The 24,355-nt window shown below is 57.5% G+C and carries 17 protein-coding genes and 2 pseudogenes; 11 read left to right on the top strand and 8 right to left on the bottom strand.

Translation table 11 applies throughout. From position 1 onward, the window contains the following. Nucleotides 1–549 (bottom strand): annotated as a pseudogene (locus tag QNM96_RS17560) (FAD-dependent oxidoreductase); the annotation flags it as partial. A 329-nt stretch (nt 550–878) separates the two neighbouring features. Here QNM96_RS17560 and QNM96_RS17555 point away from each other — a divergent pair. Continuing rightward, nucleotides 879–1,328 carry a universal stress protein gene (locus QNM96_RS17555; protein ID WP_283837964.1) on the top strand — a complete coding sequence of 150 codons (450 nt, stop codon included), beginning with the start codon at nt 879–881 and terminating at the stop codon, nt 1,326–1,328. A gap of 145 nt (nt 1,329–1,473) precedes the next feature. Here the strand turns inward: QNM96_RS17555 and QNM96_RS17550 are convergent, their stop codons facing one another. The 3 genes from QNM96_RS17550 to QNM96_RS17540 all read right to left on the bottom strand — a co-directional run bounded on the left by QNM96_RS17550 (nt 1,474) and on the right by QNM96_RS17540 (nt 5,029). Beyond that, nucleotides 1,474–2,793 carry a methyl-accepting chemotaxis protein gene (locus tag QNM96_RS17550; protein ID WP_283837963.1) on the bottom strand — a complete coding sequence of 440 codons (1,320 nt, stop codon included), beginning with the start codon at nt 2,791–2,793 and terminating at the stop codon, nt 1,474–1,476. 178 nt (nt 2,794–2,971) lie between these two features. Beyond that, a complete protein-coding gene (locus QNM96_RS17545) occupies nt 2,972–3,364 on the bottom strand; it encodes a hypothetical protein (RefSeq protein WP_283837962.1) in 393 nt (130 codons plus the stop codon). A 174-nt stretch (nt 3,365–3,538) separates the two neighbouring features. Then, on the bottom strand, nt 3,539–5,029 hold the full coding sequence (locus tag QNM96_RS17540) for an aldehyde dehydrogenase family protein (RefSeq protein ID WP_283837961.1): 1,491 nt from the start codon (nt 5,027–5,029) through the stop codon (nt 3,539–3,541). 220 nt (nt 5,030–5,249) lie between these two features. Between QNM96_RS17540 and QNM96_RS17535 the strand changes: the two genes are divergently transcribed. Then, nucleotides 5,250–6,599 carry an FAD-dependent oxidoreductase gene (locus tag QNM96_RS17535; protein ID WP_283837960.1) on the top strand — a complete coding sequence of 450 codons (1,350 nt, stop codon included), beginning with the start codon at nt 5,250–5,252 and terminating at the stop codon, nt 6,597–6,599. Between the two features lie 1,068 nt (nt 6,600–7,667). On the opposite strand, the gene QNM96_RS22950 is transcribed toward QNM96_RS17535, so the two are convergent. From QNM96_RS22950 to QNM96_RS17515, 3 genes are read right to left on the bottom strand one after another with little or no spacing between them, the layout of a single operon-like run. Then, complete coding sequence (locus QNM96_RS22950; protein ID WP_345782542.1) at nt 7,668–9,215, bottom strand: ATP-binding cassette domain-containing protein; 1,548 nt, start codon at nt 9,213–9,215, stop codon at nt 7,668–7,670. Then, the gene (locus QNM96_RS17520) at nt 9,212–11,137 is read right to left on the bottom strand and encodes an ABC transporter permease (protein ID WP_283837958.1); all 1,926 of its coding nucleotides are present in this window, start codon (nt 11,135–11,137) and stop codon (nt 9,212–9,214) included. Before QNM96_RS17520 ends, QNM96_RS22950 begins: the two co-directional genes overlap by 4 nt. Before the next feature lie 33 nt (nt 11,138–11,170). Continuing rightward, complete coding sequence (locus tag QNM96_RS17515; RefSeq protein WP_283837957.1) at nt 11,171–12,328, bottom strand: ABC transporter substrate-binding protein; 1,158 nt, start codon at nt 12,326–12,328, stop codon at nt 11,171–11,173. An 829-nt stretch (nt 12,329–13,157) separates the two neighbouring features. Between QNM96_RS17515 and QNM96_RS17510 the strand changes: the two genes are divergently transcribed. The 4 genes from QNM96_RS17510 (at nt 13,158) to QNM96_RS17495 (ending at nt 17,101) form a co-directional block, all read left to right on the top strand. Then, nucleotides 13,158–14,069: a VOC family protein gene (locus QNM96_RS17510; protein WP_283837956.1), complete on the top strand. Its 912-nt coding sequence runs from the start codon at nt 13,158–13,160 to the stop codon at nt 14,067–14,069. 69 nt (nt 14,070–14,138) lie between these two features. Next, nucleotides 14,139–15,278, top strand: a complete 1,140-nt coding sequence (locus QNM96_RS17505; RefSeq protein WP_283837955.1) for an FAD-dependent monooxygenase — start codon at nt 14,139–14,141, stop codon at nt 15,276–15,278. Nucleotides 15,279–15,430: 152 nt separating this feature from the next. Continuing rightward, the gene (locus tag QNM96_RS17500) at nt 15,431–16,213 is read left to right on the top strand and encodes a fumarylacetoacetate hydrolase family protein (protein WP_283837954.1); all 783 of its coding nucleotides are present in this window, start codon (nt 15,431–15,433) and stop codon (nt 16,211–16,213) included. A 129-nt stretch (nt 16,214–16,342) separates the two neighbouring features. Continuing rightward, nucleotides 16,343–17,101 carry an SDR family NAD(P)-dependent oxidoreductase gene (locus tag QNM96_RS17495; RefSeq protein ID WP_283837952.1) on the top strand — a complete coding sequence of 253 codons (759 nt, stop codon included), beginning with the start codon at nt 16,343–16,345 and terminating at the stop codon, nt 17,099–17,101. Nucleotides 17,102–17,208: 107 nt separating this feature from the next. Here QNM96_RS17495 and QNM96_RS17490 read toward each other — a convergent pair whose 3' ends face one another. Further along, complete coding sequence (locus tag QNM96_RS17490) at nt 17,209–17,982, bottom strand: glucose 1-dehydrogenase (protein ID WP_283837951.1); 774 nt, start codon at nt 17,980–17,982, stop codon at nt 17,209–17,211. A gap of 173 nt (nt 17,983–18,155) precedes the next feature. Here QNM96_RS17490 and QNM96_RS17485 point away from each other — a divergent pair, with 173 nt between their 5' ends. From QNM96_RS17485 to QNM96_RS17465, 5 genes and pseudogenes are all read left to right on the top strand, one after another. After that, the gene (locus tag QNM96_RS17485) at nt 18,156–19,118 is read left to right on the top strand and encodes an amidohydrolase family protein (protein ID WP_283837950.1); all 963 of its coding nucleotides are present in this window, start codon (nt 18,156–18,158) and stop codon (nt 19,116–19,118) included. A gap of 105 nt (nt 19,119–19,223) precedes the next feature. Next, nucleotides 19,224–20,030 (top strand): cyclase family protein, encoded by an 807-nt coding sequence (locus QNM96_RS17480; RefSeq protein WP_283837949.1) that lies wholly within the window; start codon nt 19,224–19,226, stop codon nt 20,028–20,030. Beyond that, nucleotides 20,027–20,992: a fumarylacetoacetate hydrolase family protein gene (locus tag QNM96_RS17475; protein ID WP_283837947.1), complete on the top strand. Its 966-nt coding sequence runs from the start codon at nt 20,027–20,029 to the stop codon at nt 20,990–20,992. The genes QNM96_RS17480 and QNM96_RS17475 overlap by 4 nt, the downstream gene beginning before the upstream one ends. Nucleotides 20,993–21,049: 57 nt before the next feature. Then, a complete protein-coding gene (locus QNM96_RS17470) occupies nt 21,050–23,068 on the top strand; it encodes an AMP-binding protein (RefSeq protein WP_283837946.1) in 2,019 nt (672 codons plus the stop codon). Between the two features lie 81 nt (nt 23,069–23,149). After that, nucleotides 23,150–24,302, top strand: a pseudogene (locus QNM96_RS17465) (3-ketoacyl-CoA thiolase). The last annotated feature ends 53 nt before the right edge of the window (nt 24,303–24,355 follow it).

Below are 24,355 nucleotides of genomic sequence, written 5' to 3'. Positions count from 1 at the left end.
CTGTTCGGCGCGGAACTCCTCGCGTCGGTGGGCGATGTAGACGGTGTCAGCGAACTTGGTGAGAAAGGAAGCTTCCTCCATGGCGGCGTCGCCGCCGCCGACGACGAGCATGTCCTCATCGCGGAAGAAGGCTCCGTCGCAGGTTGCACACGTCGAGAGGCCGTAGCCCATCAGTTCGTCCTCGCCGGGAATACCAAGCGTGCGCGCGCTCGCACCCGAAGCGGCGATTACGGCGTCGGCCGTGTAGACGTCGCCGTTGGTCAACTCGACCCGGAACGGCCTGCTCGAGGCATCGACGTCCGCGATGATGCCGTTTTTCAGTTCGGCACCGAACTGTCTGGCTTGCTCTTTCATGTTGTTGACCAGTTCGGGGCCGCCGATGCCGTCGGGGAAGCCGGGATAGTTCGCAACGTCGGTGGTCAGGGTCAACTGACCGCCGGGTTCGTCGCCCTCGATCACCAGCGGGTCGTTGTCGCCGCGGCCGGCGTAGATCGCGGCTGTCAGCCCGGCGATGCCCGTTCCCGCGATGATGAGTTTCCGGTGCTCGACGCTGTCGTGGGGTTGTCCGCCATCCGTGACCGCGGTCGTCTCTGATTTGGCGTCTCCAGTAGCGGATCGGCGATTAATCGTGTCGCGGGCTGGGCGCTTATCACTGATCCATCTTGAATCGCTGTTGGCGTGGCGCTGATCGCTCATAGACATCTGTTCGCGAACGACACCTATATCGTTTTTCGTTTTGCAAACCCGCGTCCTTCTCGAAACACGCCGAAAACGAATTCGACGGTACGCCCGACGCGACCTTCCGTCAGACCGAAGTAGGCGTGTAACTTCACTCGATCGGGGGAAAACTTCTTATAATATTGCCCAAAATTGGTGGTATGACAGTACTCGCAGCGGTAGGCGAAGAACATTCATCAGCCCAAACCGTCTCGATCGGCTACGATCTTGCGGTAAAGTACGACGAGGAGTTGGTCGTTCTCCATGTAATTCCCGAAAAGGACTTCGAAGAACACAAAGCGGAAATCGAGCGGAAGTCACACGGCTTTCAGGATTTCTCGCTGAGCCAAGAAGAAGAAAGTGCATCTCGGTTTAGCCAGCGCGTTGTCGAGGAGGTTCTGGGCGAGTACGAGTACGAGAGGGTGAAGATGGCGGGACGGGTAGGTGACCCGGCCACAGCCATCCTCACGGAAGCCGAATCGATCGACCCTCGATATCTGGTCATCGGCGGCCGGCAACGCACGCCGATCGGTAAGGCGGTTTTTGGAAGCGTCACGCAAGATATCCTCCTCCAGTCGGAGTGGCCGGTTGTAACGACCATGCGCGAGTAACACGTAGCCCAAACAGCCCCGGATCATGTGGGGCTCTCTTCCATTCCTCCCCGTCGGTTCGAGAAAGAGAGGTGCAGTAGAATATCGGTCTATTCGCTCTCACGTGTCGTGTCCTCCGCCTGTTACACCCTCGAGTTCCAGCGCATCACAGGTCCGACTTGAGACCGTGGACGTCGTCCTGGACTTTCCGAACCTTCCGTATCTGTTCCTCGTTTGTTTCCGCGAGTAACTCGATTTTGGTCGCGACGTTTTTGATCTGGTCGACCGACGTTCCAAGCATGCTCGCGACTTCCTCCGTCGTGACTGCTTGGTCGTCGGTTGCGCCGGCTATCTGGTCGATACCCGTGCTCGCTTCCTCGATAGCGGACTTGATCTCGGATTGTTTTTCGTCGACGGCGTGAGCGCGCTCGTTTGCCTCGTTGACCCGCTGGCTCGTCAACTCGACGTTGCTGATCGTTTCGGTGGCGTTCGTCCGTATCTCGTCGACGATCTCTTCGATCTCGTTGACCTCTTCTTTCGATTGATCGGCGAGTTCCTTGACCTCGTCGGCGACGACGCTAAATCCGGCCGCCCCCGTATCCACCTGTGCCGCCTGAATGTTCGCGTTTACGGCCAGTAGGTTGGTCTCATCAGCGATTCGGTCGATCACATCGATGACCGTATCGATTTCCTCCATCCGCTCCTCGAGGTCGCGGCTATTTTCTAGTAGCGTATCAGTAGCCTCTCTCACTTCGGCGATGATCGAGACTATTTCTTGTGTCGCCTCTTCGGACTCGACGGCCAAATCGGCCGCGGTGTTACTCTGGGTGCTAACCTCTTCGGCACTTGCGGATATCTCTTCGACGGTCGCCGAGAGCGCCTCCATTTCTCCTTGAACCTCATCGAGAGCTTCGATCTGTTCGCTGGCGAGTTCATCGACTTCGTCGCTCCTTTCGGCGCTCGTTTCGGCCGCCGAAAGCAGTTCGTTCGCGGCTGTATCGACGGTATCGCTGATCTTCTCCTGGGTTCGTTCGACCTCCTTTCGCTGTTCGATGATATCGGTAACGATTGAAACGTACTCGAACGCCCCGATAGACGTCTGATCGGGCGTTCGAAGCGGCGTCCCTGCCGCCCGGATGTGCCACTCCTCGCCGTCGTTCGTCGCGGACCGAATTTGATCCTCCCGAACGGGTTCTCCGGTTCGAGCGATTTCTTCTGCTAACGTTTCGTCCACGTCGTCAGTTCCGAGGATGTCCATCGCTTTGTTTCCGACCGCCTCTTCGGTACTGATTCCGGTCATTTCGACGTGAGCCTCGTTCCAGTGTGTGATCGTTCCCTCGTCGTCGATAACCATGGCGGGCTCGGGAAACTCCGACACGAACCTGTTGAATAGGTTCCGCCAAAAGTCGCGTTCGTTCCGTAGTTTCGTTATTTCCTTCTCGTGATCACCACTCGTTGGTTGCAACAATGTATCTCTATTTGTCATTATTGCGTTTTCAGAGAGTACTACCAAGTATCTACCGGCCACGGTGGTTGTCACTTGCGTCTATCATTAGTGAATTCGCTACCCGATCGCTTATTACAAGAGTGAACCATTGAATTCAACGAAAGTTGTCGGAATATTTGTTTCTGCGACAGATCGATCGAAATCCACACGTCGGTGCTTACTCCGGGAGATCTATCGGTACACAGTACTCGATAGAGATCACCACTATTTCCGGTAGACCCCGAGCTATCGCCGTCGTGGTATGTTCGTCGTACTCGATGAGTTTTGCATCGTGTAAAACCGGGAGGTGGGTGTGGAGGAGTGAAGTCTTGATTTCCCTGCGTACTCCATCGGAGGTCGTTTCAGTGTGGCGTTTTTCTTCCCACGACCCAATTTGTTGTGTAAGTTCAGTTACCTTGGCTTGCTTTACGCCGTGTAAGTGATGAAGGATACAACGTCGCCGGCGGTGAGAAAGCGCGCGGAAAATTACATCGGGATTCGGTTCCGTCTCAACCCGCTCGAAACCTGATGCGCGGTCCTCCCCTTTCTCAGAGTAGTTGTAAAATGGCATGTGTTGTCATACCATCTGCATAACAATAAATTTATGTGTGTACTCAGTTGTTCAGGTTCGGGACGAATCGAGGCGTCCCATTTTCAGATCTATGTTGTGAAAATAATGCATCGAACGTTTGTGCGGTGAGATGATCCTGGATCTAAAATAACATTACAAAGCGACGAAGTTGGTTCAGAGCGAGTAGTCTCGCGGTTCGTGCTGGATAGAAATCCACTTGGTCTCCGTGATCTCGTGGAGGAACGCGTCGCTGTTGTACGAACCCATTCCGGACGCGCCGATACCGCTGAACGGCACGTGCGCTTCGTCGTTGATGGGTTGGTCGTTGATGTGAACGTTCCCGGTTTCCATTCGCTCTGCGATATCCTTTGCGACTGCAAGATCGTCGGCGTGGACGGCTCCGGAGAGACCGTACTCGGTATCGTTTGCTATCTCGACCGCCTCGTCGACGTCTGAGAACGGAATCACCGGTGCGATCGGGCCGAAGTGCTCGTTGCACGCGGCGGACATTTCGTTCGTTACGTCCGACAGTACGGTCGGGGCAACAACCAGCGAGTCGTCTACATCGTCGATGTTGACGATTTCCCCGCCCGTCTCGAGCGTCGCACCGGCCTCGATCGTGCTCTCGACGTACTCGAGCATTTCGTCTCGCTGTGATTCGTCGATAATGGGACCAACATCCGTATCGGGTTTATGTGCGCTTCCGGTGATAAGCTCCTCCGCACGTTCGGTAAGGCGCTCGACGTACTCGTCGTAGATATCCTCGTGGACGATGTGACGATTGATGGAGATGCAGACCTGACCCTGGTGTACGAACGATGCGAAGGTCGCGGCGTCGAGCGCGTTGTCGAGATCGGCGTCGCGAGTGACGATGAACGCGTTGTTGCCACCGAGTTCCATCGCCGGAACGGCGAGGTTCTCGCCGGCGAGTCCCGCGACGTGCTGTCCGACCTCCGTCGAGCCGGTGAACGAAACGACGTCGCTCTCGGGGTGACTGGCGATCGAATCGCCGATTTCGGAGCCCCGCCCCGTCACGATGTTGAGGACGCCGTCCGGAAGGTCGGTTTCTTCGAAGAGCTTTCCGAACAGCAGTCCGCCCGTGATTGGGGAGTTCGTCGAGGGTTTCAGGACGACGCTGTTGCCCGCCGCGATCGCGGGTGCTACGGCGCGCATCGAGAGGTTCAGCGGGAAGTTCCACGGCGAAATCACCGTAACGACGCCTTTCGGTCCGCGCTTGAGGAGGTTTTCCTTCCCGGGGATGTTCGAATCGGCGTGTTCACCCTTCATCCGACGTGGGAGCGTCGCCGCCTCGCCAGCGTGATCGTTCGCGATGTGAATCGACGTATGGCCCATGACGTGGGTGCCACCGACCTCTTCGGTGAGTAGTTCGACGATTTCGTCGCTGTGTTCGTCGACGGCCTCCATGAGCTGCTGGATAACCGCCTGGCGTTGTGCAGGCAGTTGTTCGCCCCATTTCTCTTGGGCGGCAACCGCGGATTCGTACGCCGCGTCAACGTCCGCTTCAGTCGCGGATGGAACTTCCGCGACTACTTCGCGAGTAGATGGGTCCTCGACGGCGAGGCTCTCTCCCTCTTCGCTCGAGACCCAGTCGCCATCGATGTAAAGCGCATTCCAGTCGTCGTCGATCGTTAGGTCGTTCGTCATTGCGTTTTACTGAATGGTATAATGATGTAAAATTGGGCAGAATGAGGAGATTATTACTGGTTTATTGATGGTGTTTAAATAATTTGATATTTGATCAGTGAGAGTGTACGTCGCCCGCAATCGCGGTGTACTGCGATCGGGTAGCGAACAGCAGTTGGCCACGCCCGTCAAAAGTTACTTTACTGTGCAACGTTACTAATAACCAAGGTAATTAATAACTATGTCAAACACTATCGATCCGCCCGAAGAAATCAAGACGCCGAAGGGTCCTCCAAAGGACATCGATACTCGAACCGCTCGCCGCGAGGAGGGGCCGGCACGGAAGACGTTCGAGGCGGACATATGCGTCTTAGGTGCCGGTGTGTCCGGCGTCTCTGCCGCACTCGAAGCCGCTCGAGCCGGCAACGAGGTCGTGCTCGTCGATGCCGCCTCGTCGATCGGTGGCCAGGCTGTCAATTCGATCATCGGAACGATAATCGGCCTCTACGATCACGGCGAGAATCCTCGACAGCTCACTCACGGCATCGCCGACGACATGGTTGCTGACCTCCTCGCCGAGGGTGCAATGGTCGAACGTACTGGGGGCTATTTCAAAACCGCCATCTACCAGTACGACGAGGTTCGGCTCGCCCGGTGGATGGAAAGTGCCATTGCTGAGGCGGGAATCGAGACGCTGTTGGGAACGGTATTAACCGATGTTGCCTTCGAAGACGGTCGGGTTCAGCACCTCGATTGCATCAACCGCTTCGGCCCGGTCCGGATCGATGCGGACGGGTTCGTCGATGCCTCCGGAGACGGAAGCCTAACCTGGGAAGCGGGACTGGAGATGCGCGAACCGACGGCTCCAGTTTACGGAACGTTGAGCTTCACGATGGAGGGGTACGACACCGAAGCCGTCTCCGAGTTAGCGGTCGAGGAAGTTCACGAACGTCTAGCGGAAGTCGGCGATGAGTACGGGCTCGTTCGCGAGGATGGCCAGCTGATCCATCACCCTAATTCGGAATTTCTCCTCGCTAATATCACCCACATGGAGACGCCGGTCGATCCCTCGGGGTACGCAGAGATGGTCTTCGAGGGACGACGACAGGTGGACAACGTCGTCGAGTTTCTCCGCGCGGAGTTTCCCGATATATTCGCGGACGTCCGGGTCCGTTCCTACGGCGATCCGGGGATCCGTCAGACGCGCTGGATCAAGAGCCGTGATCAGCTGACCCTCGACGAGCTCAGATCGGGCGAGCGACCCGACGACGCGGTGGCGAGAGCGGCCTGGTGGGTCGAACTCCATGACTCCGAAGAGAAGTTTCACCTCGAGCAGTTCGACTGGGGGCACGTCTACTACATCCCCCTTTCGTGTATGATTCCCGCCCAGGCGGACAATATCGTCGCGGCAGGCCGGTGCGTAGATGCTGATACGCACGCGCTTTCTGCCATTCGAGTCATGGGCCCCTGCATCGCGATGGGGGCGGCTGCGGCCCACGCTTTGGATCTCGCTGGGACAGATCCCGTCCACCAAGTTGATATTGACGCACTTCAACAACGCCTCCGCGCTAACCTGGAATTCGAAGGGTGAGTACTCGCTGCCGGCGAAGCCGTCACGTGTTACGGGTCTCGACTACTCGATCAACCCTTTTAACGTTGAAAACGAGTCGTTCGTCACGATTGCAAAGCGAGAACGTATCGAGTGAAGCGATCGCTGTCGTGTTACTCGGGCGTCGCCCCTTCGTCTCGTATTAACTCGAGGGTGTTATAGAATTCTTCTCACACTACAGTCACGACTTGGTAGAAGGGCTTCCATCTCCTTCAGTCTCGATTTATCAACGCCCAGTAACGCGAACTGTGCCCTCGTTTGCACAGCAGAAATCTCGGTTTCTGAGGACGACGTTCCTCCACCGAATTCAACAGAAACACGAAATCGGCGAAACAACGCTTCTTATCGATGCTGGCTGGCTGATTCTCTCACTCGTCGAGATTGAGCGGCCAGTTCAACATCGCGAGCGAAACTACATCGAAAAGTGATCTCGAAGCATCTCGAAGCATCTCGAAGCATCTCGAAGCATCTCGATGCAGATCGATCACTTTCATATATTCTGGTGACTGCCCAACCAGCGCTCGCAGACGGCTGAGACGGTTGAGATGCCACTACTACACTACTACGATCGACCGAATCAAGCGCTCGATGGCTGAATGTCTGCTAAGACGGATTTGAACTAGACCGTGCCGGTGCTTCGATATATCCGGATCATCTAGTGGCTGTGATTCCGATAAAGAAATATCATACGGACATATGCCTGTAATCTTGACAAAGAAGTCAGTTACAAACACGATATAATCGGATGACATAATATCGAGTAATAGCCGTGTCAAGCTAGTAGTGCGATATTATCTTAATATTCTAAATTAATATTGTATATAGTCGGGTGTATAGGTTGTTATATCTGGATATATATTATGATTTGGAATTATGGATTCGACCGCAAATATCGGACGAAACTTCACGGTCAAACAGTCCTCGAGACGCGCTTAGTCGGCGAGAGGACTGTGATGTCCACACCAGAATGATTCCTGACGAAATACTCGAGGATTATTATCCATGATACCACCATGAAGCAACCACCAACAGTTAATTGTAGATCGGAAACTATAGCGTGTCCGTCGAAGAACCGACAGCTATGCCCAGGTACTCATCGACCACCTCATTGTGTTCTTGTAGTTCAGTTCGCGACCCCTGGAAGACAATTTCACCGTTGTGGAGCACGTAATGTCTGTCTGCCGCTTTCAGAACGACGTTGAGATTCTGCTCGACGAGTAGAACTGATATTCCTTCCTCTCGAATATCGGTGATGATTTCGAGGACATCGCTGACAATCTGGGGTGCCAGACCCTCGGTTGGTTCGTCGAGCAAGAGGACATCCGTTGGACTGAGGAGCACCCGAGCGATCGCAAGCATCTGTTGCTCACCACCGCTCAGTTGAACGCCGAGGTTGTGCCGTCGTTCCCGGAGCCGCGGGAACTGCTCGAAGATTTCCTCAAGCGTATAGACGCCGTCTTCCGCGGAACCAAGCGTTCCCATCTGTAGATTCTCTTCGACCGTGAGGTACGGGAAGATCTGACGGTCTTCGGGCACGAACCCGATCCCCTGGGTTGCACGCTGGTGGTCGGAATATTTCGAAACGTCGGTAGACCCTAACGTCACCGTTCCACGCGATTCCAGCGCGCCCGCGATCGATCGAAGCGTCGTCGTTTTTCCGACTCCGTTTCGGCCGATTAATGAGACAATCTCGCCTTCTTCGACGGAGAGTGAAACGTTTCGAATGATATCACCCTGACCGTAACCCGCGAATAGGCTATTGACGCGCAATAGCGGGTCGCCGTCTTGTTCCGGTTCCTCAGAGGTATCGTCGGCAGATTTCGATGAGGCGACGCTTCCGCGCCACTTCTTGTCGCCTGTTCCGAGATAAGCCTTCCTGACAGTTTCGTCTGCTCCAACCTCTTCTGGTGTTCCGTCCGCGATGATTTGGCCGGCTTGGAGTACGGTGATCCGGTCAGATATGTCCATCACAATCTCGATATCGTGTTCGATTAGCATGACAGTAATTCCGCGTTCGGTAGTTATTCGCTCGATCATCTCGGTCAATTCGAGACTCTCCTCTTTTCCCATTCCGGCTGCCGGTTCGTCGAGCAACAGTACTGAAGGGTCGTTGACAACCGTGAGCGCAATCTCGAGCTTTCGTCTGTCGCCGTGACTCAAGTTTCGCGCGACGGTGTCAGTGTACTGCTCGAGTCCGATATCTGCGAGTACCGATTCTGCGCGCTGCTCGTGCTCCTCGAGGGAACTTGCCTTCACGCGGATCGATCGCTTGTGATCCGAGGCCGCCTGGGCGGCCGTCAGGACGTTCTCTTTGACGGTCATCGCCGGGAAAACATCGGACGTCTGGAACGAGCGTGCGATTCCGAGACGAACGATTTCATCCGGGTCATGTTCCGTGATATCAGTCCCATCGAAGGTCATGCGACCGTTCGTCGGTTCGTACAACCCCGTTACGAGGTTAAACAGCGTCGATTTTCCGGCACCGTTGGGGCCGATTACCGAGTGAACGGTCCCTTCTTCGACGCCGAGACTGACGTCGTCGACGGCGACGAGTTTGCCGAACGATTTCGTGAGGTTTTCTATTTCGAGGATCGTCATTGTTCTCCCTCCTTCGAAGCGGTGACGTCGGTGGCGCGATTGTCAGAGTTAGAGCCGATACCAATGCGCGTGAGAACTGGTCGTAGGGCGTCGTAGATACTGATAAATCCTCTCGGTGCGAACAGTACGACCAGCACGATCAGAAGTCCGATCAAGAGGCGCCACTGGTCGACGTACGTCGAAACGAGCTGTTCCATTCCGACGAACACCGCGGCGCCTGCCATCGGTCCAAATAGCGTTCCCATGCCACCGAGTATTACGATTAGCGCGGCTTCGGCGGACAGTAGCCAGTGTGAGACTGTTGGGGTGACGTAACTTTGTGAACCCGCGAAGAGAACCCCACCAACCGCTGCGATCGGGGCGGACACGACGAGTGCACGTCGTTTGAACAGCGCCGTATCGTATCCGAGGAACGTCGCTCGTCGCTCGCCTTCGCGAATCGCGACCATTCCTCGCCCAAAGGGCGTATCAAGGATGTGGACCGCGAAAGCGTACAGGACGATGGTCAGCGCCAGTGCAGCGTAGTAGAACTCGGTCGCACTCTCGAGAGGGTAACCGAGAACCTCGAACGTGGGAACGCCCATGCCGATTTCACCGCCGGTAACTCCCTCCCAATCGCCGGCAACGAGGTACACTACTTGTGCGATCGCGAGCGTGATGATCGCAAAGAAAATGCCGGAGAACCGGATTGCGAGGAGCCCGAAGAACCAGGCGAAGATCATTGAACAGACGGTTGCCACGACGAGTGCCACGAAAAGTGAATTCGTCAGATGGATCGCGGTCAGACTGGCACCGTAGGCACCTATTCCGAAGAAGGCGGCGTGTCCGAGAGAAAGTAAACCCAGGTAGCCGAGCACGAGATCTAAGCTGAGCGCGAGTAGGGCCATAACGAGCATCAGCGTGAGAATCCCCAGGTAGTAGTCGGAGATACCCAGCAAGGTAACGACCGGAAACAGAGCGAGAAGAGCGACGACTGACAGTAGTTTACTATCCGAGAGCGGAAGTGGCTTGATGTGGCGATCTAACGCTACCTTCGGCAAGCGTTTCATGATGTCTTTTTCCCCGTAATACCCGTACAGTCCCTGTGGTCGAACGAGAAGCGTTGCTATCAGAATTATGTAGATGTAATAGCCCGTAAGCTGTGGAACGTACGCTTGACCGAGCGCTTCGAGTATCCCGATAACCAGTCCCGCGACCGCGGCCCCCTTGAAACTCCCGAGGCCCCCGAGGATGACGACGATGAAGGCAACGAAGAGAATCTGGTCGCCCATTCCCGAGTTGACTCCCCGCATCGGTCCCATTAGGACACCTGCTAGGCCTGCCAATCCGGAGCCGATGCCAAACACGAGCGTGAACGATCGCGAAATGTCGATACCCAGTAGCCGAACCGTTTCTTTCCGTTGGGACCCCGCTCGCATGACCAGGCCGAGGTCGGTTCGTTCGAAGAAGGCCCAGAGCCCGATCGCCACGGTCGCGGCGATACACATCACGAAGATCTGATAACGGGGAACCGAGAGTGGTCCGAGTTGTACCGCCCCGGCCAGTAGCCCCGGTGTATCCATCGATCGCTGACTTCCCCACAGTAACTCGACGCCGTCGGTGATGATCAGTGCCAACCCGAACGTCAGGAGAATCGAGTAGGCGATATCCTTTTGATACAACGGTTGGATGGTCGTTCGTTCGAGTGCGAGCCCGACGAAGCCGACGAGTAGTGGCGCGACCAACAGCCCAACCCAGAACGACCCCGTAACGTTCACGACGCTAACCGCGAAAAACGCCCCCAACATGAACAATGCGCCGTGAGCGAAGTTCAATATCCCGGTCACACCGAAGATCAGCGTGAGTCCAGACGCGACTAGTACGTAGAGGAGCCCGAGCGCTACCCCGTTAAATAGTTGACTCAGGAATAAATTAACATCCATAATTGTGGTTATAGTAGTCTTTCGATGTCGTTCTCACAGTTCACAGCCGACATCCTCACAGCTATCGGCGAGTGACTCACCGTCTTCGGATCCAAACGGTTCCGGGATCGGAATCTCGAACTGGTCGGTCACAACTGCTTCACCGACGTGAAGGTCCGACATTGCCCGGTGATCACACTCACGGATATGCAAGGACCCCATTGGTGTCTCGATTTCACTCGTCTCGAGCGCTTCGATGACGGATTCGTACTCGGTCGTTCCAGCCGATTCGACCGCCTCCTTGTACAAGTACAAAGCGTTGCGCGCGGTATGGGAAATACTGTTTGGCAGTCCGTCACCTTCCATCTGGAACGTCTCGATGAACTCCTGGTTGAGTTCCGTATCGACTGTGGGGGAGTACGGAATGCCACCGACGATTCCTTCCGCATTACTCCCGGCCCCTGCGAGATCTTGAATTTCTAGGTGAGGGGCGTACAGGTCAACCGCTTCCTGCAAGTCGTTTTGTTGACCCTGATTGACGAACTCGATGAAATCGATCCCGCCACCACCGAAGTAACACCAATCGGGGTCGGCGTTCATCATTTCGGTAATCGCCGTCGAGAAGTCGCCTGCGGCCGGTGCCGTTCGAGTCGTCTCGATAATCTCGAGGTCGTCGTATTCCTCCTCTAGGACGTTCGTAAAGTGGTCTTCGATCTGTGACCCCCAGTCGTGATCGATGATGTGCAACCAGCCAGACGTCCCCGACCGGCCCTGAATCTCCGGAAGGACCAGTCGCGATGCCATCGATTCGTCGCCATCGAGTGTGAACGTCGACCGGTGGCAGTCCTCCCTGCTTAACGAGGCGAATCCAGCGGGGACGAGGTATGGAATGTCGTCGCGGTTCCTGACGTAATCCGCAACCGCGTGTACGTCCGGGCTACCGAACCCGCCGTAGAGCACGTCGACGCCTTCCGATTCGACGAGCCGCGTCGCTTCCTGTGCAGCCGTGGCGGCATCGTAGTCCGTACTGCCGAATTGAACTTCGACGGGTCTCCCGTCGATACCGCCGTCGTCGTTGATTCGATCGATCACAGCGGTAACCGCTTCCTGTTCTGTTTCCGCGATCTCCGTCACCGGGGGTGCGAGCGCGTGCAGACTCCCGATGTGTATCGTCTCGTCGTCTCCATCGTTTCCACCGAGGCAACCCGCCATTGCTCCAACACTCGCTGCTCCACTGGCACAAATGAATCTCCGTCTGTGCATGGTACACTATTGACAGGGTTTACATTATAAATGTGCCGGTATATGGGCTCCCAGGTTTTCTGAGAGCTGCTCCGCACCGGGTACAGGTCGTACGCGACCGCACGTAGATCGGAACTCTCGGACTGTAGACGAGGAAATCGATACCCATACTGCGTTTGCCTGAATACGACGGTCGAGTAATCGATCGACGAAAGCACCGATCCTGTGGTCCGGCGCATCGAGAAATCGACGGTACGAGCGATACTGGTGGTTGTCAGTTGGCGAATTGCTCACCCATCGCGACCGGAGCATCGATCAGGGCTTCGCGGGGATGCATCCAATCGAACGGCCGGTAAATTTCTCCCACTTGATGGGCTGATCCCACGCGATGAAAATTGCACACGTATCGCTGGGTTCTCCGCTGGTTCGGGCTCGGCCGCGAAGAGTCACAGCGTGTAATACATAAGTACGAGTGTAAATCTCACCGTATCGTGTCGCAATCGTGTGAGTGTAGCACCTGCCCAATTCGTTCGGTCGTCGGACGAATGTGGGGCCGGGGACTAGAACAATGGTAACCCATTGCATGAAATTACTCCCCGAAACTATCGCGGATCCGTGTGGATTGGTGCCAAATTCCAGATGATGGGATGAAGTGTCGTTCCATCATCGTTTTCCGGTGACTCGAACGCTTGCAAGTGGAGGGCCTCTGCAGTGGGATATCGGTCACAAAAGCGAACAAACAACGTCGGGTATGTGATAGAACAATAGTTATAAATAAATGGGTGCATCACTGAGTGATATGCCAGGTGTGAGAAAATTCGAACACGCCCACCTGTATGTACCGAACGTCGAAGAAACAGCTTCGTTTTACGAGGAGGTGATGGGCTTACGACGGCGGTCGTCGGGGGACGTTGTTCGTCTCGAGACCGACCCCGAAACCCACTACGACTTGTACGATAACCACCACACGATCGCGCTCGAGGAGGGAACAGCCGGAATCGATCACTTCGCGATTCGGATAACCGAATCAGAGTTCGAGTCAGTCGAATCTCGTCTCGCCAGTGCGGGCGTCGAATACGAGATTCACGAGGGTGCGGAACCCGGACAGCAACGGTCGATTCGAACGTCGCTTCCAGGAGGGCTCCCGATCGAACTCGAGGTCGTCGAGAAAGCACCAGACGTCGACCGTCAACAGGTGCTTCCGCATTCGGGTGTTCATCACGCGCCGAAAGGACAGGACCACATTACGCTCGCGTCCTCGGACGTAAAGACGGACGCGGAGTTCCTCCGAGACGTTCTCGGATTCAAAATTTCGGACGTCGCGATGGCTGGGCCGGACATGTGGGGAATGGCGTTCACCCGGTGGGGAGACCACCATCACGACGTCGCGTTGATCGTGGCGCCGACTCGGGAGCAAACTGGCCTCCACCACATCGCCTGGCAGATGACCGACCTGAATCACATGAAACAGCTCGTCGACGTGCTCGGGAAAGCCGGTCACGAGATCGATATCGACTTTACGCGGCACGTGCTCGGGAACAACGTCTCGTTGTATTTCCGGGATCCTGCTGGTCACCGGGTCGAGATCACGACCGAAGTGGCGAAGCTCGACGCGGATACACCGACGACGTTTCACGAGGAGGATCCGAACGATATCGTGACCTTCTGGGACGGGACACACCCGCCGCTCGGAGAAGAAGAAGACCATTGAACGGATATATCGGTAGCACAGGGCGACCAGCAATACACGGAACGACAACATACGAAGAGAAGAGTAATCATGACCGAAGCAACGATCATCGGTGGCGGTATCGGCGGCCTCTCGCTCGCAGTGGGGCTCAAGCAACGCGGAATCGACTTCCACGTTTACGAAGCGACTGACGAATACAAACCCGCCGGGGCGGGAATCATCTGGCAGATCAACACGATGCAGGCGCTTGACCGCCTCGGCCTTGCAGCCGACGTCCAGAAACACGGCGCCAGTCACGCTGGCTATTCCGTCCGCGACGCGAGCGACGAGTTCGTCATGGAGAACGACTGGACCGAGTTCGAGGACGAGTTCGGCTTCAGGGTGCACGGGATATATCGATCCAAGTTTCAGGAAATTCTCGTCTCGAAGATCGGCGAGGAGAACATCACGATGGGCAAAGAGTGTATCGGCGTCGAACAGGACGGTGACTCGGTCACCGTGCAGTTCGCCGACGGCACCGACGTCGACGCGGCGTTCGCCGTCGGCGCCGACGGTATCAACTCGGCCGTTAGAGAATCGCTCTTCCCGGGTCACTCGCTCGAGTACCTCGACTGTGTCACGCATCGCGGACTCCCGGAGTGGCGACCGCCGGCCGAAGTCGAGGACAAGCTCTGGAACGTGTTCGCCGAGGACGGCCACGTAGGTTACGTCCCGCTCGAGGCCGATACCCGGAAGGGATACTGGTTCTACACGATGCACAGCGAGGAGATTGAATCGAAAGATCCGGCCGATGTCAAAGATGGGTTGCTCGAACGCGCCGCGTCCAAACCCGACCGCGTCGGCGAAATGATCGACGCGACACCGGTCGATTCGATAAAATCCGTCGATGCGCCGTACGTGCCGCCGATGGAAACCTGGTCGAAAGGGGACGTAACGCTGCTCGGCGATGCTTCCCACGGCATGACACCCCACGCTGCTCAGGGAGGTGGGATGGCGATCGAAGATGCACTCGCGCTCTCGATCGCGCTCGACGAACACGATTCGCTCGAGGACGCCCAGGAGTGGTACGAATCCGTTCGTATCGAACGCGCCAGCGAGTTCGTCGAACGATCGCGTCGAAACGGGCTGGGAGCAATCAGCGAGGGAGCCGATCATATCGAAAAGATGCGTCATGCCCCGGCAGAGGCGATGAAACAACAGGTTAGAGAGGACCTGACTCTCGGGTTCTAACGGACTGGACCCAATCTCCCGAAATTCGGAACCACGGCGACACCAATCGTTCGTTCTGTGCGTTTACGAACCGGTGAGCGGAGAGACTGTCCGAAGACATGTATTTGATTCGAATAAAAACAATTATAACCTAGAAGATCCCCTACGAAGATATGCTGAAAGTCAGATTCAGGAGTCAGGAGAGCGTCTACTCTGGAACTGTCCGCGACGATGGATACTATTCGAACGGTCGGCGATTCGATCCCGAAGCGGTAGAGCTCTTGCCGCCGTGTGAGCCGTCGAAGGTCCTCGCAGCGGGGATGAACTACGGGGAACACGTCGAGGCCATTACCGGCGAGGACTTTCCGAAGCCAGACTTTCCGACGCTTTTCCCAAAACTACGGAGTTCGCTCATCGTCCACGAGGAGCCGATCGTGAAACACGAGACGGTAAACTTCCTCGATTACGAAGGAGAGGTCGCCGTGGTTATCGGTGCCGAGTGTTCGGACGTCTCCCAGGACGAGGCCCTCGAGTACGTCGCGGGATACACCGGCTTCAACGACGTGAGTTCCCGTGACTGGCTCGACCGCGAACACTTCATGTCTCGCGGCAAGTCCATCGACACGTTCGGACCGATCGGCCCGTACCTCGAGACAGAACTTGACGAGCCGATCAGCGTCGAGACGCGCGTCAACGGCGAGGTTCGCCAGCAGTCGGACACTTCGGACCTCTTTTTCCCCATCGAAGAGCTCATCGCGACGGCCTCCGAGTTCTTCACGCTCCATCCGGGAGACGTAATCGCGACGGGGACCCCGCCCGGAACCGCCAGCGAGGACATCTCGTACGAGGACTGGGGCACCGATACGACGCCGCTCGCGCTCGAGCCGGGTGATGTCGTCGAGGTGACCGCGGGGAACGCGGGGACCCTCCGTAACGAAGTCGTGGCACCCGAGTAACCACACACAGGACACTGTCTGGTACGGTAACGCGTTCGGAATTCGAGGCTGGACCGGCAGCCGTCGCTGGCAACGCCAGTCCGCCCTCGTGCAATTTTATGTAGGTTGCCCCTGTATCCGTCGTCGAACATGCGATTCGCGAACAGCGTCGCCATCGTTACGGGTGGATCGACCGGTATCGGACGAGCAATCGCGACGAAACTCGCTGACGACGGCGCTACGATCGTCGTCGCTGACATAACTGAGAAAACCCGCCTCGAGCGCGAAGTCGGAACGACGGCCGAAGCAATTCGCGAGGCCGGTGGGAAGGCGCGCTATCAGGAGGCAGACGTTTCCGACGAAGCGGACGTCCGTGACCTGATCGAGGCGACCGTCGACGAGTTCGGGCGGCTCGATATCCTCGTGAACAACGCGGGGACTGCGGCCCGAACCTCCGCGACGGAGACGACCCTCAAGGACTGGCAGACGGTCCTCGACGTAAACCTCACCGGAACCTTCCTCTGTTCGAAGCACGCACTGTCACATCTGGAGGAGAGTCCGAACGGTCGTATCGTCAATATCTCCTCGGAACGCGGACTCAGCGGCGGCCAGGACAGACCGGCCTACAGCGCCTCGAAGGGCGGCGTGTCGAACCTGACGCGCCAACTCGCGGTCGACTACAGCGATCGCGGTGTCACCGTAAACGCCGTCTGCCCGGGTCCAATCGATACGGCCAGGCTCGAGTCGATGGTCGAAGACGGCGTAGACGAATTCCTGGACACTGTCGCGACGCCGTACCTCGGCGAACCCGAGGATGTCGCGAACGCCGTCGCGTTCCTCGCCTCCGAGGAGGCCCGATATATCACTGGACACAACCTGCTCGTCGACGGGGGCCACCATCAACTGTAACTTCGGTGCACCCGACAGTTCCGCCACGCCGTAAACGGCCACCATCGTGACGAAGGTCGCTACCCTTGCCAGAATCCATCGAACAACCTGTGTCGAACTGGATGCGCTCAGTCGTAGCTCCCTCTGGTGTGTACCCAGCCGCCATCGACCAGAAGAGATTCGCCGGTAACGTATTCGGCGAGGTCACTTGCCAGAAACACTGCTGTGTCACCGACGTCACGGGGCGTGGCGAGACGGCCGAGTGCCGTTTCGTTTCCGCGCTGTCTCTTCATTTCTTCTGTGTCCGTGGCGAAGCCCGTACTGTCGGTATATCCCGGCTCGAGCGCGTTCACCCGAATCGACGGTCCGAGCGTCTCGGCCAGAGCGAAGGTCATCGACTTTACGCCGCCTTTCGACGCACAGTACACGGCGCCGCCTTCGAAGCCAGTTTCTGCCCCGACGCTGGTAACGTTGATGATCGATCCGCTGTCGGTTCCTCGCATTCGTTCCGCAGCCACCTGACAGCCATAGAACGTCCCCTTGAGGTTGACCACGACGACGCTGTCGAAATCCTCGCTCGTGGTATCCACGAAGCCGACGTCTCGAAAGATCCCTGCGTTGTTCACCATCACGTCGACCCCTCCGAACTCCTCGGCAACGTCACACGCAGCCACAACGTCATCGTACCGGGTAACGTCGCACTCGCTGAAAGCCGCGGTTGCGTCCGTTTCGCGCTCGATTGCCCTGTCGGTCGGCGCCAAATCGTCTCGTCTCGGTTCGCGGTCCACGTCGGCGACGACAACATCGGCTCCGTGTCTCGCCAACGAGAAGGCAATCCCTCGTCCGATACCGTTGGTAGCTCCGGTAACGACTGCAGTTGCGTCTGTGAGTAACGCTGACATCACGACCGTACATGTTTCGTGATCGGTAGTAAACATTCGGGTCGGTTCTCTTCGATCAGTTGATCCGTCGGTTCGACGTCTGCGAACCGCGACGAGTGACCGGGTGATCGATACGGTTGAGTCGGATCAGCCATAGCAGGTGCAATTATGTACCCCCACGAGAATCATGAACTATGGCAACTTGTGACAGCAACGAGGTTAGTGAGTATACGTTCGATTTCGGTGGCCACGTCCACCCGGAACGAACCGCACCGGAACCGATTCGTCAGCTAAACTCGGCCGTTGGATCGCACCACACGGACGTCGCCGAACTCGCACGCTGGTACGAGGACGCCGGGGTCGACGGTGCGGCGCTCTCCCAGCCGTTCTACATCGGCCATGGAGACCCCAACCGCACTACCGACGCAAACGACGCTCTTCTCGAGGATATCGACGACCACTCGAATCTCTACGGGCTTGCGGCGATCCCGACCGCAGCAGGCGGCGATACCGCCGCTCGAGAGTTCGAACGCTGTCTCGAAAACGGGTACGCCGGTGGTGCACTCGAAACGAAGAGCGACGGCATCGAACTCACGGATCCTGCCGTCGAACCGATCCTCAAGGTCGCGGATCGGACGGGGGCACCACTGCTTGTTCACCCGAAACTCGACGACTCCGTGCATCCAGACGCGCTCGACGAAACGTATCGCCTCAACGCGATATTCGGGCGCGAAGTGGCACTCTGTGAGAGTCTCTGTAAGGTGATTCACGACGGCGTACTCGAGCGGTACCCGAATCTCACGCTCGTCTATCACCATCTCGGCGGCAACGTCGCGAGCATGCTCGGCCGTGTTCACGTCCAGTTGGATCCCGGCCGATGGCCGAATCAGGAAGCGACGGTCGGATTCGACGAGTTCGAGCAAACGTTGGCTGATCGAATCCACATCGATACATGCGGGTTCTTCGGTTACGCTGCGCCGATCCGCGCCGCGCTCGAGGTGTTTCCTCCGTCACAGATCCTCTTCGCGACCGACGCACCGTATGAACCGCGTTCGCCGAACGAGGTCCGAACCATGGCGACGACTGTAGAGGAAGTCACGCCGGAATCTGCATCTCACCGTATCCTCGGTGAGAATGCGCTCGATCTCCTGTCGTGATTCGCCGAAATGCGTGTACGGAGGGGATGGTGTAAGGCCGGACTGGACCAGCAATGATTGACGGATTCACTACAATTATATGTGTGTGTTGGTTTCTCACGACATATGTGGAACAAGCTAGTCTCAGGAGACGTTCGCATCGTAGACCTCAGTATACCAATCCAAGCGGATGTCGAAAGCGAACCGTGGCCACCGGAAATCGAATATGAAAATCACGAGGACGGAGCAAAAACGCTCGCGGAGCCGTTGCAAGGGCAGGGGTTCGACGTCGACCCTGAGGATTTCCCTGATGGGCTTGGGATGGCGGCGGAATTCATCACCGCTGCCCCGCACACGTCGACTCACATGGATGCACCGTGGCACTACGGCCCCGAGGTCGACGGCGAACCTGCGAAGACCATCGATGAGGTCCCCGTCGAGTGGGGTATCGGCGAGGCCATCGTTCTCGATTTTACGTGGAAGGAACCCCGAACCGAGATCAGCAAAGCCGAACTCGAGGAGCAACTCGCGAAGTACGATCACGAACTGTCTCCGGATGATATCGTCCTGCTCCACACCGGTGCTGACGAGCGCTGGGGGACGGCCGAGTACCTCACCGAGTTCCCCGGAATGAGCGCCGAAGGGACGACGTATCTCGTCGAACGAGGGGTGAAGGTGATCGGAACCGACGCCTACGGCCTCGACAAGCCGTTCGTCGAGATGGGCCGTCGCTTCGAGGAAACGGGTGACAGCGACGAACTCTGGCCGGCACATTTCGCCGGCCGAGATGTCGAGTACTGCCAGATCGAAAAGCTGACGAACCTCGATGAACTTCCGCAAGGGACCGGTATTCCGTTCTTGGCGGTTCCGACACAGATCGAAGACGGAAGCGGCGGCTGGGTGCGACCGCTCGCGTTCGTGGAGGACGCATGAAGCTCGCCACGTTTGAGGTCACCACTGACGTCGGACGGCGTCGTCGCCTCGGTGTCGTCGACGGCTCATCGCTCCTCGACGTGACCGCCGGGTACGCACGCGTTCTCGAAACCGAGGGTGTAAGGCAACCGACCGCGCGTGCGAAGTGTCTCGCGCCGGCGAATCTCCTTGAGTTCCTTCGGATGGGCGAGGACGCCTTCGAGGCTGCACAAGCCGTGTACGACGCGAGATTTCCCGACGAAACAGTTCGGGCGCCCGACGGTGCCAGAATTGTGTACGAAGAAAATGAGGATACGATTCGGTTGTTGAGCCCGCTCACCCGACCGACCTCGATCCGGGACTTTTCCGTCTTCGAGGACCATGCCGCGGACCACGAGAAGCCCGATGTCTGGTACGAACTACCGGTCTACTACAAAGGAAACCCCGACAGCATTGTCCATCCCGACACTGACGTCACTTGGCCTGTCTGGGAGGACTCGCTCGACTTCGAATTAGAGGTCGCGGCTGTCATCGGAACCCCTGGCGAAAACATCGATGCTGCGGACGCCAATGAGCACGTGGCCGGGTTCACGATCTTCAACGATTTCAGTGCGCGGGATGCCCAGTTCGAGGAGATGGAGATGCCGTTCGGACCGGCGAAGGGAAAGGACTTCGCCAATGGGTTCGGACCGTACTTCGTGACGGCCGACGCGTTCGATGCCGACGGCGCGACCGTCCGCACGCGAGTCAACAGCGAGGAGTGGATGACCGGAAGTCTCGCCGAAATGCACCACTCTTGGGGAGACATGATCGAACATGCCTCGAGAGGAGAAATCCTGCAGCCGGGAGACGTTTTCGGCTGTGGAACGATCCCCGGCGGCTGTTGCATGGATCTCGATCGGTGGATTGAAGCCGGTGATACGATCGAACTTGAGGTCGAGGGAATCGGCACGCTCACCCACCGCGTCGTTGAAAGCGAGTAAGAACACGTAGTGCGTACAAAAAAGAATTCAACAGAACAAACTACACTGACAGCAACCATGAAAGAAACTTCAGTGACACAGGACGATATCGTCCATGAGCCCAGCGAACCGTTCATCGAATCGACGAACGTCTGGGCGTTCATGCAGACATATGACATCGACAACTACGATGAATTGATCGCACGGACGACCAAGGATGTCCCAGGCGTAAACGCGTCCGGAATCGACTGGTTCTGGGAGGAAATCGTCGACTACCTCGACATCGAATTTTATCGAGAGTTCGACACGGTTCGTAATGGCACGAATGAACCGCAGTTCACGACGTGGTATCCCGATGGGACGATCAACATCGCTCACAACGTGTTGGATCGACACGCCGGAACGGACAGCGAGACCCAAAATTCGATTGCCTGCCTCTGGGAAGGTGAAGGTGGAAATATAAGAAGAGTAACCTATAACGAACTTCACCGCCAAGCGAATCAGGTTGCGAACGAACTCGAGGCGCGTGGCGTCGGCGCAGGTGACACCGTCGGACTGTACATGCCGATGGTTCCCGAAGTGGTGTCAATCCTCTACGGCTGTTTCAAAGTTGGCGCCATCGCCGTTCCCATCTTCTCCGGGTTCGGGGTCGACGCGACTGCTAGCCGAATCGCCGACAGCGAGTGTTCCGTGCTGTTCACCGCGGACGGGTTCTATCGCCGGGGCAATCCTGTTGGCCTCAAGTCCGCAGCTGATGAGGCGCTCGAAAAGGCCGGCTACGTAGAACACACGATCGTCTACAAGCGGCTCGGCTCGAGAACTCCTGAGATCGATGTTGAGGTGCCATGGACCGGTGAAACCGATCACTGGTGGAAGGAAAGCGTCGCTACCCGCTCAGTGAACTACAAGACGTCCGAACTCGAAGCCTCCCATACGTCGATGTTGCTGTACTCCTCCGGGACGACCGGAATGCCGAAAGGGATCGTGCACTCCCACGCAGGTCCACTCGTTCAGGCGGCGAAGGAAGTCCACTTCGGGTTCGACCTCATGGCCGACGATCGTTTCTGCTGGGTCTCTGATATTGGCTGGATGATGGGGCCGTGGACGCTCATCGGTACCCACACCTTCGGCGGCACGGTGTTCATGTATGAGGGAGCACCCGACTACCCCCAGCCAGATCGGTTCTGGGAGATGATTGATAGCCACGAACTGACGCAGTTTGGTATCTCTCCGACTGCGATTCGAGCGCTCCGCGAGCACGGGGACGAGTGGCTCGAGGGCCACGACCTCTCCTCGCTCCGAATTCTCGGCTCGACCGGGGAACCGTGGGACCTCGAGTCCTGGCTGTGGTTCTACGAGCGCGTTGGGAACGAAGAGTGCCCGATCATCAACATTTCCGGCGGAACGGAGATCATGGGCTGTTTCCTGATGCCGATGCCGATCCAGTCTCTGAAACCCTGCTCACTCGGGGGGCCGGGTCTCGGCATGGACATCGACATCGTCGATAGCGATGGGAAGTCCGTGAAAAACGATAATGAACGCGGCTTCCTCGTGGCCAGAGACTCCTGTCCCTCGATGACGAAATCGCTCTGGGCTGGCGACGACCGCTACGGAGAGGAGTATTGGTCAACGTTTGAGGACCCGCCGCTGTGGGATCACGGCGATTGGGCCCAGCGCGACGAGGACGGCTACTGGTTCCTCCACGGTCGGGCCGACGACGCCCTCAACGTCGCCGGCCGCAAGGTCGGACCCGCGGAGATCGAAAGCGCTGCGATGGAACACGACGCCGTCAATCAGGCAGTTGCGATTGGCATTCCCGACGAGAGGACCGGCACTGCCGTCGTCCTTTACACGATCGTGGAGACCAAGTCTGATGAGTCAGAGTCGCTTCGGAACGACATCCGGACGCTCGTCGGTGAACAACAGGGGAAGCCGTTCCGTCCTAACGAAGTAGTGTTCGTAAACGAACTTCCAAAGACCCAGTCCGGGAAGATCGTTCGCCGAATTGTGGAGGCTATCCACGTCGGCGAGAATATCGGCGACCGGTCGAGCATCGAGAACCCGTCGGCGCTCGACGCGCTCGAGGAGGTACGATGACGATTGGTTCGAGTGAGCGAACTAGAAGTCAGATTTCGACTGCCAGCCCTGGACCGGTTCCCGCGGAGGTGCGATAACTCGATGTCGACGGTGCGAATCGCTGGCGGTGGAACGACACCGTTCGGCGAACATGAGAGACAAACTACCCGCGACCTGTTCGCCGATGCTGCGAGAAGCGCACTTTCCGATGCGTTTGTTCCACCCGGCGCGATCGACGAGGTCATCGTCGCGAACTTCGCCGGTGAAGTCGCCGAATCGCAGGGTCACTACGGACCGATGATGGCGGCGGCCGCTGGCGTCAACGCTCCCGCGACCCGCGTGGAATCCGCGTGTGCATCCGGCGGTGTGGCGCTCCGACAGGGGGTATCGGCGATCCGAAGCGGTCCTTGTCGGTGCCGCGGAAACTCTCACCCACCTCGACACCGCCGAAGCGACCGATGCGCTGGCGCTTGCGGCAGACGAACAGTGGGAAACACGTGCTGGAATGACCTTCCCAGGAGCGTACGCGCTCATGGCGCGAACATACCTCGAGACGTTCGGAGCGGACCGCGAGGATCTGGCTCACGTTGCCGTCAAGAACCACGCACATGCCGTCGACAATCCGATCGCTCAGTTCCAGCACGAGATAGCTGTCAACGACGTTCTCGTTGCACCCATTATCTCGGATCCGCTCGGGTTGTACGACGCGTGTCCGGTGACCGACGGCGCAAGTGCGATCGTCCTTGTCAGTGACGCGTTCGCTGCGTCGCACGGATGGTCGGCGCCGACGATGATCACCGGAACGGGGCAGGCGAGCGATAGACTCGCGCTGCAGGCACGGGACTCGCTGATCGAAACACCAGCGACATCAGCGGCCGCAAGCGCAGCGTACAGACAAGCCGGAATCGAACCGACTGACATCGACGTCGCGGAAGTCCACGATTGCTTTACTATCGCGGAAATCCTCGATATTGAGGGTTTGGGTTTCTACGACATCGGCACTGGTTATCGGGCTGCTCGAGACGGCGAAACTTGGTCGAACGGATCGCTTCCGGTCAACCTCTCGGGAGGCCTTAAAGCGAAGGGCCACCCCGTCGGTGCAACCAGCGTTGCACAAGTCGTTGAGCTTACGAAACTCTTGAACGGTCGCCATATGAACGCGAACACCGTGCCAGACGCAACGACTGGGCTCGCACACAACGCCGGTGGAACCGTTGCCTCGGCGACGGTCACTATTCTCGAGGTGGTCGAATGACTGGCGAATGAGGTCTCGAGACGTGGCTTGATGCCGTCGAAACGGGTGACGGG

The organism is Halostagnicola sp. A-GB9-2 (genome assembly GCF_030068615.1).
Lineage (GTDB): Archaea > Halobacteriota > Halobacteria > Halobacteriales > Natrialbaceae > Halostagnicola.
Note: the sequence above shows the minus strand (reverse complement) of the source record. Positions and strands in the feature narration are given on the sequence as shown.

Coding starts and splice junctions, on each gene's coding strand:
- QNM96_RS17510 (WP_283837956.1), top strand. CDS start 13,158: ATGCCAGGTGTGAGAAAATTCGAACACGCCCACCTGTATGTACCGAAC.
- QNM96_RS17520 (WP_283837958.1), bottom strand. CDS start 11,137: ATGGATGTTAATTTATTCCTGAGTCAACTATTTAACGGGGTAGCGCTC.
- QNM96_RS17545 (WP_283837962.1), bottom strand. CDS start 3,364: ATGCCATTTTACAACTACTCTGAGAAAGGGGAGGACCGCGCATCAGGT.
- QNM96_RS17515 (WP_283837957.1), bottom strand. CDS start 12,328: ATGGCGGGTTGCCTCGGTGGAAACGATGGAGACGACGAGACGATACAC.
- QNM96_RS17480 (WP_283837949.1), top strand. CDS start 19,224: ATGTGGAACAAGCTAGTCTCAGGAGACGTTCGCATCGTAGACCTCAGT.
- QNM96_RS17550 (WP_283837963.1), bottom strand. CDS start 2,793: ATGACAAATAGAGATACATTGTTGCAACCAACGAGTGGTGATCACGAG.
- QNM96_RS17485 (WP_283837950.1), top strand. CDS start 18,156: ATGGCAACTTGTGACAGCAACGAGGTTAGTGAGTATACGTTCGATTTC.
- QNM96_RS17500 (WP_283837954.1), top strand. CDS start 15,431: ATGCTGAAAGTCAGATTCAGGAGTCAGGAGAGCGTCTACTCTGGAACT.
- QNM96_RS17470 (WP_283837946.1), top strand. CDS start 21,050: ATGAAAGAAACTTCAGTGACACAGGACGATATCGTCCATGAGCCCAGC.
- QNM96_RS17555 (WP_283837964.1), top strand. CDS start 879: ATGACAGTACTCGCAGCGGTAGGCGAAGAACATTCATCAGCCCAAACC.
- QNM96_RS17490 (WP_283837951.1), bottom strand. CDS start 17,982: ATGTCAGCGTTACTCACAGACGCAACTGCAGTCGTTACCGGAGCTACC.
- QNM96_RS17540 (WP_283837961.1), bottom strand. CDS start 5,029: ATGACGAACGACCTAACGATCGACGACGACTGGAATGCGCTTTACATC.
- QNM96_RS17475 (WP_283837947.1), top strand. CDS start 20,027: ATGAAGCTCGCCACGTTTGAGGTCACCACTGACGTCGGACGGCGTCGT.
- QNM96_RS17505 (WP_283837955.1), top strand. CDS start 14,139: ATGACCGAAGCAACGATCATCGGTGGCGGTATCGGCGGCCTCTCGCTC.
- QNM96_RS17495 (WP_283837952.1), top strand. CDS start 16,343: ATGCGATTCGCGAACAGCGTCGCCATCGTTACGGGTGGATCGACCGGT.
- QNM96_RS17535 (WP_283837960.1), top strand. CDS start 5,250: ATGTCAAACACTATCGATCCGCCCGAAGAAATCAAGACGCCGAAGGGT.
- QNM96_RS22950 (WP_345782542.1), bottom strand. CDS start 9,215: ATGACGATCCTCGAAATAGAAAACCTCACGAAATCGTTCGGCAAACTC.